Source organism: Vibrio sp. 10N.247.310.23 (genome assembly GCF_041467155.1).
In the GTDB taxonomy this organism is placed as follows: Bacteria; Pseudomonadota; Gammaproteobacteria; order Enterobacterales; family Vibrionaceae; genus Vibrio; species Vibrio crassostreae_C.
On sequence record NZ_JBFSTZ010000003.1, the window covers coordinates 116,703 to 132,469 of the forward strand.

Here is a 15,767-nt window from a genome sequence, read left to right on the forward strand (position 1 = left end):
CCCTACAAAATTAAAGAGCTTTCGAGATGACAGAAACGCAAAAGGCTCATATAAATGAGCCTCTATTAATAAGTTACCTACATTCTTCCTTTGCTAATATTGACTCAATACTCGATCAACATGTTCTTGTATAACAGATAAAACCGATAATTTTACATCCTTCACTTGCTTAGAATGATTGCACCAAAGCGCAAAACCGAATTTGAATCCTTGGTGCATTTCAGACGACTGTATAGGTTCAATGTCGTAATGGGAAAATTCAGAATGAGCAAACGTTTTTGGTAACAGTGCCCACCCTAAACCGGCTTCAACCATTTTAATAACTAACGCCAATTGATCGACTTCTTCGTTATCGGAGCTGATGGTTACTTTTTCTGACATTCCCTCTTCAATAAACGATCTCAAGATAAACTGCTTTGAATTTCTTAACGCTAAAAGTACATCCTCTTGCGCCAAAGATGAGAACTCACCATTTTTTTGAACGAATGGGGAAAACTCAATGTGACCTAGAAAAGTCGCATCAAAGCTGTGTATACCCCGGCTGTCATGCACATTGACTAGTCCAAAGTGATACTCTCCGCTTTGAAGGCCCTTCTTAATATCCTTTTTGTTTCGAATTAAAAAGTTCACTCGCATCATCGGGAAATCACGACGCAGTTTCTTTCGAATATCCAAAAGCATTTGATGAGGTATCACACCCGAATAAGCAAAGGTGATGTTTTCCAACCCGCCATAAGACAAGCTCAAAGCCACCTTGTCGAATGTTCTTGCCTGTTCAATCGTTTGCTTAGCGTAGTGGTAAAGATGATGACCATCTTCTGTCGGCTTTACAGAGCGTCCAACCCTTTCAAATAGGCTTACCGCGAGTTGGTCTTCAAGGTTAGTTATAACCTGCCCGATTGTCGTTCTGTGCTTGTTAAGCTTGACTGCTGCCTTGCTGAAAGACAGTTGGTCATAGACAGTTACAAAAGCAAGAAGTTGTTCAATGCTGAAATTCATTTTGTTGTGCTTACTTTTAATCGTTATGTCTTTAAATTATCACAGGTTGGCGAAATATCTACTTTGTCAGAATAATATTAGTGAAAATAATTCGTCAATTTGAAACAAAAAAACCTACTTAAGATAGTAGGTTTTATCGTTGATGTCAAACGAATAACTTAAATGTATTCGATAACTCGAGCTAGATAGTTAAAGTCCCCAGAATCACCGTGGTAATTACGGTAAACATCGACACTGAAATATCTAGGTTGGTCCACTTGAATATGCTCAGCAATTCGCTGCTCGATGGATTCTAGAGTTTCACCTGTTTGCGAGTAAATGTATTTCTTGGTGGTCTTTTGAAGCTGGCGTTCTTTAGCTTCTTTGTGTGTGACGTAATTGTTCACGTCAACCCACTGACCAATGTAGTCAATCTCCACGTAGTCTGAATTTTCTTCAACCATGAACAACGCCGCTTCTTGTTGAACGTCGGCCAGTTGTAGCATGTCGTTATCGACTTTTTGCTGTTCCATTGAGGTCACATTTTGTGCCATGGCAGCGCTAGACGTTGCCATGATAAGTAGCGCTAAAGCTGTTTTATTCATTTTACGATATCCCTAAATTAAGGTAATTCTGTTACCCAAGGTTTGCCCTGAGTTGCTTTGTGATAACCATATTCGTATATGGTTAATAAATAGTGTTCATCAAACATGTCTTTGGTTCGTTTGGCGTAACCAAAGTCGTGCTCGATGTAAGTAAATTGCATATCAATGTCGTTGATTTCACAGATGTATTTCATTCGATATAAATCACCACGTGTTTGAGCAAGAGTCAGGCTTGATACGCTCTTTGCTACTAAATCTAGACCCTTATCTCTCAGCGAGTGGTACGGCGCTTTCAGTGCTCCATTTCGAATAACATCGAGCTGTGGTGGTTTTTCTAACCCAAGAGCATCTGAGATCTGCTGATAGTCGAAGTTAGATGGATTGAAAAATACTTGAGCGGCTAAACCACCATCGACGTGAAGTTCTTCATAACTTTTACCTTCGTACTTCACATTGATAAACTGCGGTGGGAAGACTCCAGGAATAGAAGCACTTGCTGCTAAAACCTTATATATAAGTTCAGACTTATCTGGCATGTCACTATTTGCAATTGCGCCCACATTCCAAATGACAAGCTCTCCAGAATCAAAGTGTGTGCTACCAATAAACAAACGCTTACCGTTGCGGTGTCGCGCAGCAATTTGCTCGATCATCGGTTCAGGGAACGCCTGAGCGATAAATTGATTCAAGTTTTTACCGTCAGTAAAAGCATCTTTAAACACGGTGTTTAAAAAGTTCTTTTTGCCGAGCACTGATTTGTCATTGATGTTTAACATCACCTCCTTCATCTTCGGAAATGCATCTCCGCCGATGAATACAAATGGTGCCATTAGCGCTCCTGCACTGATGCCAGTAACTATTGAGTAGTCTTTCAATTGGCCAGATTCTTCCAACCCTATCAAAATACCGGCTCCAAAGGCTCCGTTCGCGCCGCCTCCTGACAAAGCTAAGATATTTAGTTGCTCACCTGACACTTTAATTGGCGTTGTTTGATCGATTGGAGAGTATAAGAAGTCTGGGTTCTCACTCGCCCACATACGCAATGGCTCTTTTACTGATATCGCTTCTTCTACAACCACTTCTTTGTAATTGTCTTTGTGTACGCGTACATCCAACGTGTGGGGTGAGCTACATGCCACTACAAGTAATGACAAAGCAACGGTAAAACCCGAGGAAATTAGACGGTTCATAATTAGGCTCATTTAATGTTCTCTAAAATGATTCAGAAACTCTGTTTAATCAAAAGAACAGCTATAAACAGAGAAGTTAATAAATAGGGATAAAGTGAAGTCCGTCTCTTTGTGGGAGTAATATAGCTAGGTTTAGTCTTAGCTCGTAATCTCGTTTGTAGGATGCGACCCATCGAATAGGTACACCCTCCACCACTATCGGAGTTAAACGCTCTACCCGATTTTGACCACGTTGAAATCGTGGGTAGGCTCTACAAATTCATATTGTGCATTGATTGTTTGTAGCTCCCAAGTGCCATAGCTTTTAGTTAGCTCCAACACACCATAGACCGCGTTATTTGCATGTCGGAATGCAGCTACGGGAGACATTCTCTTTATTAACCCTGCGGTAAACAGGCCAGAGATAAGGTCACCGACACCAACCGGTTGTTGAGCAAATTCAATGTTCGGTCGTTGGGCTAAATAACATGCCTTTTTCGTTGCTAAAATCATACTGAACGCGTCATCGGGTAATGAGTGAAGATACTTCACGAGCACCATCTTTGGACCAAGCTCCAATGCTTTCTTACATGCTGTAACCGCGTCATAAAGGGAGAGGATTTTAATGCCGGTCAATTCACTTAGTTCAAATTGGTTTGGCACTATAACATCGGCAATAGGAAGCAAGTGTTTAGTAATGGCGGTTCTAACGCCATCCTCAACGATACAACCTTTATCTGGGTCACCCATTACAGGGTCACAAACATAGAGTGCACTGTGGTTCTTTTCTTTAACTAAATTAACCGACTCGGCAACCGCTTTACATTGGTCTGCGCTTCCCTGATAACCCGATAGGATCGCACCACAGTCTTTCAGTACGTTGATGTTGTCTAAGCCTCGAATCAAGTTTCGAATATCATCTGAGCCGAATGTTTGCCCGGTCCAACCTTGTTGATATTGAGTGTGATTAGAGAACTGAACAGTGTGGATTGGCCACACATCGAGTCCCATTCTTTGGATTGGAAAAACCGCAGAACTGTTTCCTGCATGCCCGTAAACCACGTGAGATTGAATAGAAATAATGCTTTTCATGCGTCGCTCTTTCAGTTTGAAATGGATTTGAATACTTGGATAAGACGACTAAATAAACACAACGGAAAATCAAGATAGGAAGTTTTATCGATCTAACCACTGTGCTTATTTGGTCGGAATAGCCTCGACATCGCCGAGGCTTATTCTTAATGAGTTGGACGTCATCGGCTTTAAATCATGTATTTGATTCTAAGCCAGACTTGAACTTATGCGTCTTGAAACTCAGCGAAGTGCTCGTCCAATACCTTGCGAGTTGCGCGGCCAATCAGTTCGTACTCATGGTGAGTCAGGTTAGCCAGAGATACGCGAACCGACGCATGTACAGTATCGAAGCCATTTCCTGGTAGTAAAATAACACCAGTTTCGTGAGCTAGACGGAATAAGAAATCTTTACCTTTACCGCTTGCTTTGAACCATTCAACGAACTCTTGACCGTATAGTTTGCCACCTAGAGTGTCTAACTCTAGTAGTGTGTAGTAGTCCACACGATCTTTGTTCTCTTCAACTTCTAGCCCCATGTTGGTGTATAGAGTTGTATAGCGCTCACGAATGATGCGCTTGCATGCTGCTTTGTAGCTACCTTCAGAATCCATTAGGCAAGTTAGAGCAAACATCGCCATTTGCACTTGTTGCGGTAGAGATAGACCGGCAGTGTGATTCAAGGCTACGCTACGGCTATCCGCAACGATGCGGTCGATGAACTTAATGTCACGTGGCTCTGGAGTCAGTGTTTTGTAACGGTCATCAAGTTGACACTGTTTTTCTTCGCTGAAAGAACTTAGTGCGTCATCAAATACGTTTTTGTGTTGGATACCAATGGTACCTAAACGCCAGCCTGTTGCGCCAAAGTACTTAGAGAACGAGTAAACACAAAGTGTGTTGTATGGTAGTTTTGCAAATAGAGAAACGAAGTCATCGGCAAATGTACCGTATACGTCATCAGTGATGATGAATAGGTCACTGCGTTGCTCATTCACAAAGTTTGTTAGGTTCTCTAGAGTCTCGTCAGAGAATTTCACTGATGCTGGATTAGCAGGGTTAACGACGCAAAGTAGTTTGATGTCTGTATCTGCCAGTTTCTCGATTTCAGACATTGGTAGCTGCCAAGTGGTCTCATCAAGACGCAGTTCAACGATCTCTAGTTCGTACTCAGAAAGCTCTGGGATTTCTAGGTAAGGGGTAAAGATTGGCGTAATTAGCGCCACTTTATCGCCTTTTTTCAATAGACCATTGTTGAACATCGTTTGGAATGTGTAGGTCATTGATGCCGTACCACCTTCCGTTGCGAACAAGTCAAAGTCCGTGGTCATTGGAACTGGGCCATACATCTCTTCTGCAATGTACTGCTTCACCACTTTCTCAATGTTAGTCAACATACGTGGTGGTACTGGGTAGTTACACGCTAGGTAAGCAAGAACGAGTTCGTTTAGGAACGCTTGTTTTTGGATGCCTAGACGATCTTTTGCGTAGCTTAGTGCGCGCTCGATGAACTGAACACCTTTGTCGTTTGAGTATTCTTTAGTAAACGTATCGAAACGCTCAACGATACCCACGCCATCAGGGATACCACCGAAATCACCACCGAGGTAAGCGTAGTTACGTTCCGCTTCCATTACTGCAAATTCACCCAAGCGAATAAATGCTTTACGTGGCAATGTTGCTAGGAAGTTTGGATTACCACGACCTGCGTCTAGTAAAGCACGATCTGGCACTGCTTGAGCAACTTCAATTAATTTGTCTTTTAATTCAAATGGGCTTAAATCAGCGAATTTTGAAAAGTCGATAGTTGTATTTTGTGTAGTCATAATATTTACCTAATAATTTAATATTAAACACTTGTAATTAAATAAAGTGTTTTACTTAAGCGTGATTATTCAGGCCTACCCTATTTTTGATTGGGTAGGTCTGTTAATAAGTTGATGATTTTTTAAATCTATAATGAGTTGTAGGTTTTAATTACATACCCGCATTAACGGTAATAATGCCGACGATAATTGGTCCCCATAGAGTCAGTAACACGTTGGCTACGGCGTAAGTCACAGTGAAAGAGAATACTGGCGTTGCGTTGCCTGTTTTTTCCATCAATGCAGCGAACGCTGGGTTTGCACTTCGACCACCAGTCACACAACCTAACGCTTCTACTGGGTTCTTTATCTTCAATACAAAGTACGAGAAAAAGAATGAAATAATCTGTGGAATGATGGTGACCGCCATACCCAAGAACAGAAGCGACATACCATGTTCTTTTATGGTATCAACTGCTTGAGGGCCCGCTTGGAGGCCAACGATGCCAACAAATGCTGCTAAACCAAAGTCACGAATAAAGCTTGCTGCACCCGCAGGGAACTGAGCCACATGTGGGTTTCGGCTACGTAACCAACCAACAAGCAAACCAGAGATCAAACAACCTGCACCAGATCCAATCGTTACTGGAATACCTGCAATCTTGAAACTGATTAAGCCGATAAGAAGGCCCAACACCATACCAAAACCCAGTACGATGAAATCAGTCATGGTTGCTGAGCCCATACGCTTACCGATGTGTTTTTCAACTCGGTTGATGTCTTGTGCGGTGCCTGTTAATTGAATAACGTCGTTTTTCTGAACAATCAGATCATCAGTAATGGCGACTGAAGCACCAGCACGCATGTAGTCTGTAACATACACACCACGGAACGAACGTTGATTTGAGCTATCTTTGATCTCTCTTAGCGAACGACCAATCAGTTTGCGATTGTCAGCGATAAGTTGACGATTTTCTTCAATAACTTCATAGCTTTCCGGTAATGCGACTTCATTACTTTGCGCCATGCTCTGTAGCTCATGAACCGCATTTCTACGGCCGGTAACCACAACAAGGTCGCCCGCTTTAAGTGCTGTGAACTTGTCTGCACTCAGCTCTTTTCCGTCGCGTTCAATAAGTTCGATACACGCAGCAAGTGATGATTGATTCAATTGCGCGAGTGTTTTTCCAACCAGTTTATCGTCGTGAGTGACTTTAAAAGCACGTGTCACTAGAGCTGTGACTGCGTTAAATTCGCCATCTGCCAAATCACGTTTACCGTTAGAATTTTTCTCCTCTAACGCAATTGCTTCAGAGCGAATGTCCCACTTCATCAACGTTGGGAATACCCAAGTCACCATCAAGATTGGACCTAATGAACCAAAGATGTATGTTACAGCGTAACCTACAGCAACGTTAGTTTGCATCAGATGTTTGGCTTCTTCAGACACACCACCCAAACGGGCGATCGCATCGCCTGCAGTACCAATGATCGCAGACTGAGTTAAACCACCGGCAGCTAGGCCCGCAGCAGTACCTCTATCTAAGTCAAACAACCACGCAGCAGCAAGTACACACAATAAGCCTGAAACCGTCATAACAACCGCAGACAACAGAATGTTGATGGTTCTAAAGTTAAGCGCTTTAAAGAATTGTGCGCCGCCTTGATAACCCACAGCATAAATAAAGAGCGCAAAGAAAATACTTTTTACGCCGGGATCAATCTGAACACCAAATTGCCCAATAATTACGCCCATTAATAATGTTCCGGCCACACCGCCTAAAACAAATCGGCCGATAGTAATTTTACCAACCATATAACCCAATGAGAGTGTAATAAATAATGCGACAAATGGTGCCATGTCAAACAGATTAGAAATAATGTCCATGACAAATTTACTCTTGTTACTAAATATAAGGAGTAAATAATCTAACTAATAACTTAATAATGATATTTGTTGGATTATTCAAAATAAATAAAGCATCTCGTTGCTTCGAACCGAATATTAAGAACAAAAGGTTTTATTATGTAATCCCATTTGATGGATCAAATCATCACTTTAACTGTTCGCATAGTTTTTGAAGTGCAATTTACACCTTAAGTGATTGGTTTAAATAGATTTATCTTAAACCGGCAAAAGTAGATGATTTTCGAAATCAATTTCAATTAAGTGTTTCCACTTCAAGAACGACAACCTACCTACGGCTTTGTTGCGTAATTCAATGGAACTAAATCAAGAACCTACGATCTGATCAGCTACCACCACTCTCTCTCGTAGCCTTATGCCTAAACCTTGTTACAAAACAACCAACTGGAAGCAATACAACCAATCGCTCATTAACCGTGGTTCTCTGACCTTCTGGATCGATGAAGAAGCAATAAGTGGGTGGGCGCAAAGCAAACAGAATAAGCGCGGGAGGCCACGTCGGTTCAGTGATTTAGCTATTACGACAGCACTCATGGTGAAACGAGTTTTTTCTATGCCACTGAGAGCGCTGCAAGGATTTATCGACTCGATATTTAGGTTAGCCCATGTGCCGTTAAGTTGTCCGCATTATACCTGCATCAGTCGTAGAGCCAAGCAAGTTGAGGTCTCATTTAAGACTAAAGCGAGAGGAGCGATACAACACCTAGCCATTGATGCAACTGGCCTTAAGGTTTATGGCGAAGGTGAATGGAAAGTCAAAAAACACGGGACGGATGGCAAGCGGAGAGTCTGGCGAAAGCTGCATATTGCAGTTGATACAAGCACTCATGAGATCATTGCCGCCGAGCTAAGTTTATCAACGGTTACAGATGGTGAAGTACTCCCGAACCTACTGAAACAAACACGTCGAAGCATCCTTGAGGTGTCTGGTGATGGCGCTTACGACACGAGAGCGTGTCGCGCTGCTATTAAGATGAAGCGAGCCGTTGCGCTTATTCCCCCAAGAGAAGGGGCAGCCTTCTGGGAGCGTGGTCATCCTCGAAATCTCGCCGTGGGTTGCCAGAAATTATACGGCTCAAATAAGTATTGGAAAGAGCGGTATGGATACCACAAACGTTCATTGTCAGAAACAGCGATGTATCGAGTTAAACAGTTGCTAGGAGGACGATTGAGCTTAAGAAATTACAATGCCCAGGTGGGTGAAACTTACGCGATGATAAAAGCGTTGAACAAGCTTACTGGGTTAGGTATGCCTGAAACTTGTCGTATTGATTAAGAAATACGCGAAACGGGGTTGTTCTATCTTTAAATTTAATTACGCAACAAAGCCCCTACCTACCGTTGTTTTACTGGCTTACGGCTCTCAACAAAGAGGCAGTTGGCATAATCACCGAATAAAGTTGGATTTTGATGGGTACGATCCTCTATAAGCGATTATCACAATAAATCGAACTCCGTTATCGTTGCATTCATCAAACAAATAGAGAACAGAACCATGAATACCATGCCGCATGAGCTTGTGTGGGATGAAGTCTACTTCCCACCGCTGTTATTGGTTATCGCACTGGCTTACATACTGACAATGCTAACAGGGTCAATCGCGACACGGTTTGGCCTTCATAAGTACGTCGCCTTTCCTGCAATAGCAGAACTGAGCTTGATCGTGATTTTTACTGGCGCTATCGGCCATTTTATTACCATTTTTTGAGGCACTTACTGTGATCAAACGTTATCTCATCACACTTTTATTATTGGCTGCTGCGGGAACTGTGGTTTATAGCTATTACCAGTCGTACTCAAGTAACCCATGGACCAGAGACGGACAAGTCAGCGCTTATATCGTCTCGATTACACCTCGAGTCACGGGTCAAGTCATTGAAGTGCATGTCGAAGACAACTCGAAGGTAAAAAAAGGCGATCTTCTTTTTGAGATCGATCCGAGTATTTACAAGGCGACCTACAGAAAAGCACTTGCGACTCAAAAACAAGCATTTGCCCTACTCGCCAAAGCCAAAAACGAAGAGCAACGCGCGTTGAATTTAGAGAAAAGAACGCCCGGTGCCGTGCCCGTGCTGACACTAAACAACTTGAACAACGCGGTAGAAACCAGCGCCGCAAATGTCGAACTGGCAAAAGCGAACGTAGAAGAAGCACATCTCAACCTTGAGTACACCAAGGTATATGCGCCTACTAACGGCTATATCACCAATCTGAACCTACGTGTTGGCTCTCAAGTTGTCGCGAATTCACCAGTGGTTGCGCTAATTGATGAAGATAGCTTCTGGATTGAAGGTTATTTCAAAGAGACTGATTTAGTCGGTGTCGATGCTCAGGACACTGCTTATGTGACCTTAATGATGCACAACAATGTTCAGCTAGAAGGACATATCAAAAGTATTGGTTTTGGTATCGCGAAGCAAGACGGCAGCACAGGTAATGATTTATTGCCAAACGTGAATCCAAACTTCCAATGGATACGCCTAGCTCAACGCATCCCTATCAAAGTGAAGTTAGACAAAATACCAGAAGACGTACAACTGCGTGTTGGTATGACTGCCTCGATCAAAATAATCAAAAATAGCTAGGTGATTCTTATGTTCACTGCATCGACTAAAGACGCGATTAAAGTCGCACTCTCTATCGTTATCGCAATCTGCCTAGCGTTGTGGTTTGGTTTGGAAAAACCGTATTGGGCTGCGATAGCCGTCGCAGTGATGGCATTGAACGAGAGCTTCGCCCATTCAATAAACAAAGGCCATAACCGGTTAATGGGAACCTTGTTAGGGACCGGTTATGCCTTTTTCCTCATTGCGATGTTTTCACAAGATCGATTTTTGTTTCTAACATTTCTTACCGTGTTCTTAGGCACTTGTATTTTCATGTCTAGTGACGAGAAATACGGCTACATCTTTTCAATAGGGTTTACCGTGTGTTCGATTGTTGCTTGTCTGGGCGGGTTTGATAACCAAACCACCTTTCACTTTGCTGTACTTAGACTTCAAGAAACACTATTAGGTGTTGTTGTGTTCTCTATTGTGTATCGCATCGTGTGGCCTGTTAATACTGAACTCAACTTTGTACAACGTTTCGAAACCAGTAAACAAGCGTTGTTAGATGCAATGGAAAAAACAGACAACATCGACATTGCCGCACTTGAAAGCAACACCGCGAATATTGATAAGCTGTATCAACTTTTAGATCTGCCACTGACCGGAAGCTACCACCTTAAAGAGAACATCCAAACATGGCGCTTGCGTATCGATGAAATGGCACATATCCAAGATACATTACTCAAACAAAGTAACAGCGAATCAGACTTAGATATCCAATGGGCAGTTCTTACTCACAACTTGAAGACGTTCGATGTATTAACACCAGAACAATCTCTTGTTGAGGGTGAACTCAATGTCATAGGTGATCATAAAGACGTGTCTTGGCATCATGCACATCGCACGTTTGTTGAACATTTGAATGAAGATGGGCGCAAAGTGCTGCAAGGCGTGTCGATGTTTATCACATCGCTGTTGATTTGGATTTATCTTCCAGTTCCAGGTGGTTTCATATTTCCTATGTTAGCCGGTGTATTCTCTTCTATGGTGCCGACCATGCCACCAAGCGTTATTAAGGACGCTTTTTATGGTGTGTTGGGTACAGGGTCGGTGGTTCTGTTGCAATACATCTTTGTGATGCCATTAATGACAGAACTATGGGAGCTGGGACTATTCTACTTCCTTAACATTATGGTGATATGGAAAGTGTTCGCGACACCTAAGCTCATGGTACACCGAATATTGGGTATTAACTTATTAGTTGTTCTCACATCTGGTGCGCTCAACCTCACACCTGTTTATGGAATTGAAACGCCACTTTTGATGCTCGTAAACATTTTGATTATTCTGATGATAGCGAAGTTGTTTACTGATCTATTTAGAGTGAGGGTAACTGCTTAGAACTAAATGCGCTTAACAACTCACAACAAAACGGTCTGCCAAGTATTTTTACTTCACAGGCCGTTTTTTTATCTATTGAAAATCATTATAAATCAATTAATTAACGCTAATTATTACTAAGTGAGGATAGCGTCCATCAAACGCGATTAACGCGATCTGCCACTTCCTCTTAAAATCCTCTCATTGATTGACGCAATGCATTTTTAGTCGCGACATTCACACTAGCAATCCTAACGGATAAATACATAACAACTGAACACGACGTTCAGTATTACATCGACTGTTTGAGTCTCGAAGGTTTGAGGCCACTCAGCGTGGAAACCGTCATGAGTTTTTTTGAAATACGCACCAGCGCCTGTAAGACCCATACTCTTTCTGTGTTAGCGAGCGCCCTATTACTTACCACCCCCAATTTTGCGTCTGCGGCAGAAACCAAGACTTACAGCGAAGTTATGGAAAAAGGTCGAGCACTATTTGACAAATATGGCATCAGTCATGATTTACCAAAGCTAGCAATCAGTTCGCTCGTACAGGGCGAACACCTAGTTGAACACGCACATCGAACCATACAAATTGGCGATGAGGTTCGTGACTCAAGCGTCTATCTGATAAAAAACACAGACAGCAAAGGCAACATCGACCTGCGCATCAAATACAACCCGCAAGAGCTGGATGAAAACGAAAAACTGATCGATGAAATTGAAGAGTTTACGCGCACTGAGTATCGACTAAGAAATTATGCAGAAAGCTTCGATCCATCGTCAGTGAAAGTCAATGAAAAAGACAACGGCGACGTGACCATTAGCTTCAACTATTCGAGATACGGCTTACCACAAGACATCGCCTATTTCCGTTTCTTGAATGTTGATATTGAACTTGTAGGCGGCACACCAAAACGCATGGTAATCACCAACGACAAGCCATTTAATCTTGGTAAGTCAAAAGTCGATACCTATTACCAAGTGATTGATTTCCAAACGTTAGACTCTGGTCAAGTCGTTATTGAACGTAAGACAATTAACATCGAGGGTACGTCTAAAACGAAACCGATGACCATGAGCGCTGTAACTGAACCCGTCGCAATTTATGAAGACGACAACGGCGTTAATGTCCTGCATGAAGGGCGTCTAAAAGAAGTTTCAGATCCTCGTATGCAAGAAGCGAGTGTTAAGTTAGATCGAGTATTCCCTTTAATGGGTGACATGGTGCGTCGTCAAGGTATCGATTTACCCCTTCCATTCGGCGTATCAGTGGCTTATCGCAATCAAGATATGGATATACCCATGACAGATTACGTGATTGGTGGAGTGCGCTTGAATGATTTATTTGACCCGGAAGACAGTGTTGCGACGGTCAAAGCGGAAAGTGTTTCGATACGCGGCGACGTAAATATCTTGCCATTCTGGAATGTATTCGGGTACGTAGGAAAGGTAAACGTTGATGCGAATGTTGACGCCTCTTATACCGGCGCCGCAGGTGAATACTTAAAAGACAAGCTCAATAACAAATTGCCAGGGCTAGGTAACGCACTTTGCGAAGGTGTCTCTGCCTTATGTAACAGTGGTCGTTTGAATGTACCACTTCATCTTGAATATGACTTACGCGGCGCGGGCACCACATTATCTGTTGGTTACAAAGAGTTCTTTGCCTCAGTCACAGGTACCTATTCACAAACACGCCTAAAAGGAGTGGACGATTGGGGAGATGGCATTGTCACGGTTCAACCCATGCTGGGTTACCAATTAGTTGATTATCGAGCTCAGTTTTTCGTGGGTGCTGAATACCAAGGTTTAAATTCACGTATGCAAGGCACCGTAAAAACCGGAGACATCGAATTTGATTATGACGTTGGCGTCGATATCGACCAGTGGGCATTCCTAACAGGTGTTAACAAGCAGATCGGCAAAAACTACAACATGACCATGTTGTACAACAAAGGCGAAACTCGTTCGGCTGTAACGCTGAATCTTGGCTACCGATTCTAGTCACCGAACTTTGATTACCAGCCTAGCCCTTAAACCAGGTTGTTCTTAATAAGAAATTTTGTAGTTCTGTTATCTACGCAGATAGCGATGAAACAGACTACGCCGAATACTATTGTGGAAACTCATTTTATGACTATTGCATACCGTTCAATGATCGCTCTTACTATTACTACTGCCTTAGCAGGTTGCGATACTGATAGTGCCCCTACTGTTCCATTCCCAGACAAGCCCGAACCGTTAGTTCCGGCACCGGCTAAACCGTTTGATGCTCAAATCGGTAACGTAACGATTAAAGCGACGATAGAAGAACTGGTTATAACTTCGAATACCGAAGACGACAAACTGGCTTCCGTTGAATCTTTCAAAGGGATTCAATATGCAGAGGCTCAGCGCTTTGAACACAGTGAAGTTGTAAACCTTGTTGAAGGTACTTTGGATGCGACTCAGTTCGGTTATGCTTGTCCTCAACTAAAAACGACAACACAAACACAAGATGAGAACTGCCTTAACCTCAATATCTGGCGCCCAGCAGGCGTAGATGCTGATGCAGATCTACCGGTTTATGTATTCATCCACGGTGGTGATTTCGAATACGGTTCTGGTGCAGAGCCGCTCATCCAAGGTGATACCGTGGTTGCTCAAGGAAGCGACGATGGTAAGCCTTTCATCTATGTAAGCTTTAACTACCGTCTTGGTCAGTTAGGTACTCAATGGGTTAAAGGCGCTTACAAAGATGGCAACTATGGCCTAGGTGACCAGAAGCGTGCCTTGGAGTGGGTACACAATAATATTACCGACTTCGGTGGTAACGCTCAAAACGTAACCGTTATGGGTCAAGGCTCAGGTGCTATGTCTATCGGTTTCTTGCAGCAAGATGACGATATCGCAGGTCAATATTTCCAACGTGCAATCATGCAAAGCAACCCGTATGGGTTCGAGTATCCAAGTTATGACGTTGCTAAGAGCCGCAACAATAACTTTGATGCAGACACTTCGGTCGACGAGATCATGGCGTCGCAAGAAACAGCTTTGGATGGTATTGAACAGCTAAAAAATTGGTTGTTAGGTTCTTTGCAAATCCCAATTCTGAGCCCAGCCGCAGATGAGACGCCAATGTCAAACCTGATGCCTTTTGCTCCATACATATTGTGTGAAAAAACAAGTCTCCTTGGTAGCTGTAGCGAATCAGCAGAGTCACCAATGAAAGCAGGCTTCTCAGTACCAACTGTCCTAGGTGAAAATGCACATGAAGCGAACAGCTTTGGCATGCTATTTAGCGCTACGTTCTTAATCCCGACGGTCATCGAGTTATTAACAAATGATGAACCTGAACTGCTTACTAACGAAGATCCAACAAAGCTAGCTCTAGCTATGGTTAACTGGTTAGAAGATGAAAACAACATCGTTCTTCTGCAACAAAAACTATCTGAGCAAGCAAGTGATGAAGTTTCAGCAGATCTTGTATTGCCAAGCAGTGCGTACAGCGCAGTAACGAGCTTATTTTATGGTGCCAAGCTAGAAGGTGATCTACTTGAAATGACTGGATGCATTGATACCAACGATATTGCGGGTACCGTAGGTTGCTTGGTCGACATTGTTGAGATCACTAGCCACCAGCAAACCCAAGATATTCTGGCTCTAACTGATTTCTACCCTAACTCAGAATCTAGCTTTGGTGGCGCTCTTGACAACATGAAGCAATTTAAAACCTTGCTAAATGACACCTTGTTCAATGGTCCAGCTCGTCATATGGCAGCAAACAGCGGAGTAGAAGCAACGCTATACCACTTTGAGCACAAACCAAGCTTCAACATGTGGAACTATAAAACAGGTCTAAATGAAGAAACGGGCGAATACGACCAACTGTCAATCATTGATCTATTCAAAACTATTGGTTGTATCAGCGGTGCGTGTAACGGTTCAGAACTGCCGTTTGTGTTCAACAAAGCTGTACGTTTTGACGGTGGTGAGATTCACCCGACAAGTAATGAGAAGGCAATGATGAACGAAATGTCACGCCTATGGTTTAGCGATGAATTGTTCCAGAGCTACCAGTACAGCGATGCTACCGACAATGTGCTTGTCATTGATGGTGCAGGATTCAGCGACAACAGCACTACCTTCGACTGGGACTATGTCACTAACCCAGGTGTTGATTCTAAGCTTCGTGAAGGTCGCTTAACGGGTCTAGCAGAGCAAGGTCTTATGCCTTGGGACTGGTACCTAAACTAAACATACTCAACACCTCTCCTATTTTAACGGCCAGTTCGCTGGCCG

At 42.9% G+C, this 15,767-nt stretch carries 12 protein-coding genes; 6 read left to right on the top strand and 6 right to left on the bottom strand.

Annotated elements, in window-relative coordinates; all coding sequences use genetic code 11:
• Window positions 1-93 precede the first annotated feature (93 nt).
• From AB6D93_RS03280 to aspT, 6 genes are all read right to left on the bottom strand, one after another.
• A complete protein-coding gene (locus AB6D93_RS03280; RefSeq protein WP_102333635.1) occupies window positions 94-999 on the bottom strand; it encodes a LysR family transcriptional regulator in 906 nt (301 codons plus the stop codon).
• A 158-nt stretch (window positions 1,000-1,157) separates the two neighbouring features.
• Window positions 1,158-1,583: a hypothetical protein gene (locus tag AB6D93_RS03285; RefSeq protein WP_017060059.1), complete on the bottom strand. Its 426-nt coding sequence runs from the start codon at window positions 1,581-1,583 to the stop codon at window positions 1,158-1,160.
• Between the two features lie 17 nt (window positions 1,584-1,600).
• Complete coding sequence (locus AB6D93_RS03290; RefSeq protein ID WP_102333636.1) at window positions 1,601-2,773, bottom strand: patatin-like phospholipase family protein; 1,173 nt, start codon at window positions 2,771-2,773, stop codon at window positions 1,601-1,603.
• A 213-nt stretch (window positions 2,774-2,986) separates the two neighbouring features.
• Window positions 2,987-3,844: a pyridoxal kinase PdxY gene (pdxY, locus tag AB6D93_RS03295; RefSeq protein WP_102333637.1), complete on the bottom strand. Its 858-nt coding sequence runs from the start codon at window positions 3,842-3,844 to the stop codon at window positions 2,987-2,989.
• A gap of 206 nt (window positions 3,845-4,050) precedes the next feature.
• Entirely contained in the window at window positions 4,051-5,649 is a 1,599-nt protein-coding gene (locus tag AB6D93_RS03300; protein WP_102333638.1) for a bifunctional aspartate transaminase/aspartate 4-decarboxylase, read from the bottom strand.
• A 151-nt stretch (window positions 5,650-5,800) separates the two neighbouring features.
• Window positions 5,801-7,516, bottom strand: a complete 1,716-nt coding sequence (gene aspT, locus AB6D93_RS03305) for an aspartate-alanine antiporter (RefSeq protein ID WP_372050288.1) — start codon at window positions 7,514-7,516, stop codon at window positions 5,801-5,803.
• Window positions 7,517-7,910: 394 nt separating this feature from the next.
• Between aspT and AB6D93_RS03310 the strand changes: the two genes are divergently transcribed.
• From AB6D93_RS03310 to AB6D93_RS03335, 6 genes are all read left to right on the top strand, one after another.
• Window positions 7,911-8,831 carry an IS5 family transposase gene (locus tag AB6D93_RS03310; protein WP_065583724.1) on the top strand — a complete coding sequence of 307 codons (921 nt, stop codon included), beginning with the start codon at window positions 7,911-7,913 and terminating at the stop codon, window positions 8,829-8,831.
• A gap of 219 nt (window positions 8,832-9,050) precedes the next feature.
• Window positions 9,051-9,263, top strand: a complete 213-nt coding sequence (locus tag AB6D93_RS03315) for a DUF1656 domain-containing protein (protein WP_017059802.1) — start codon at window positions 9,051-9,053, stop codon at window positions 9,261-9,263.
• Window positions 9,264-9,273: 10 nt separating this feature from the next.
• A complete protein-coding gene (locus tag AB6D93_RS03320; protein WP_017059803.1) occupies window positions 9,274-10,140 on the top strand; it encodes an HlyD family secretion protein in 867 nt (288 codons plus the stop codon).
• A gap of 9 nt (window positions 10,141-10,149) precedes the next feature.
• On the top strand, window positions 10,150-11,505 hold the full coding sequence (locus tag AB6D93_RS03325; RefSeq protein ID WP_102333452.1) for an FUSC family protein: 1,356 nt from the start codon (window positions 10,150-10,152) through the stop codon (window positions 11,503-11,505).
• Window positions 11,506-11,831: 326 nt separating this feature from the next.
• Entirely contained in the window at window positions 11,832-13,490 is a 1,659-nt protein-coding gene (locus AB6D93_RS03330) for a hypothetical protein (RefSeq protein ID WP_102333453.1), read from the top strand.
• A 129-nt stretch (window positions 13,491-13,619) separates the two neighbouring features.
• A complete protein-coding gene (locus AB6D93_RS03335) occupies window positions 13,620-15,722 on the top strand; it encodes a carboxylesterase family protein (RefSeq protein WP_102333454.1) in 2,103 nt (700 codons plus the stop codon).
• Window positions 15,723-15,767 lie beyond the last annotated feature (45 nt).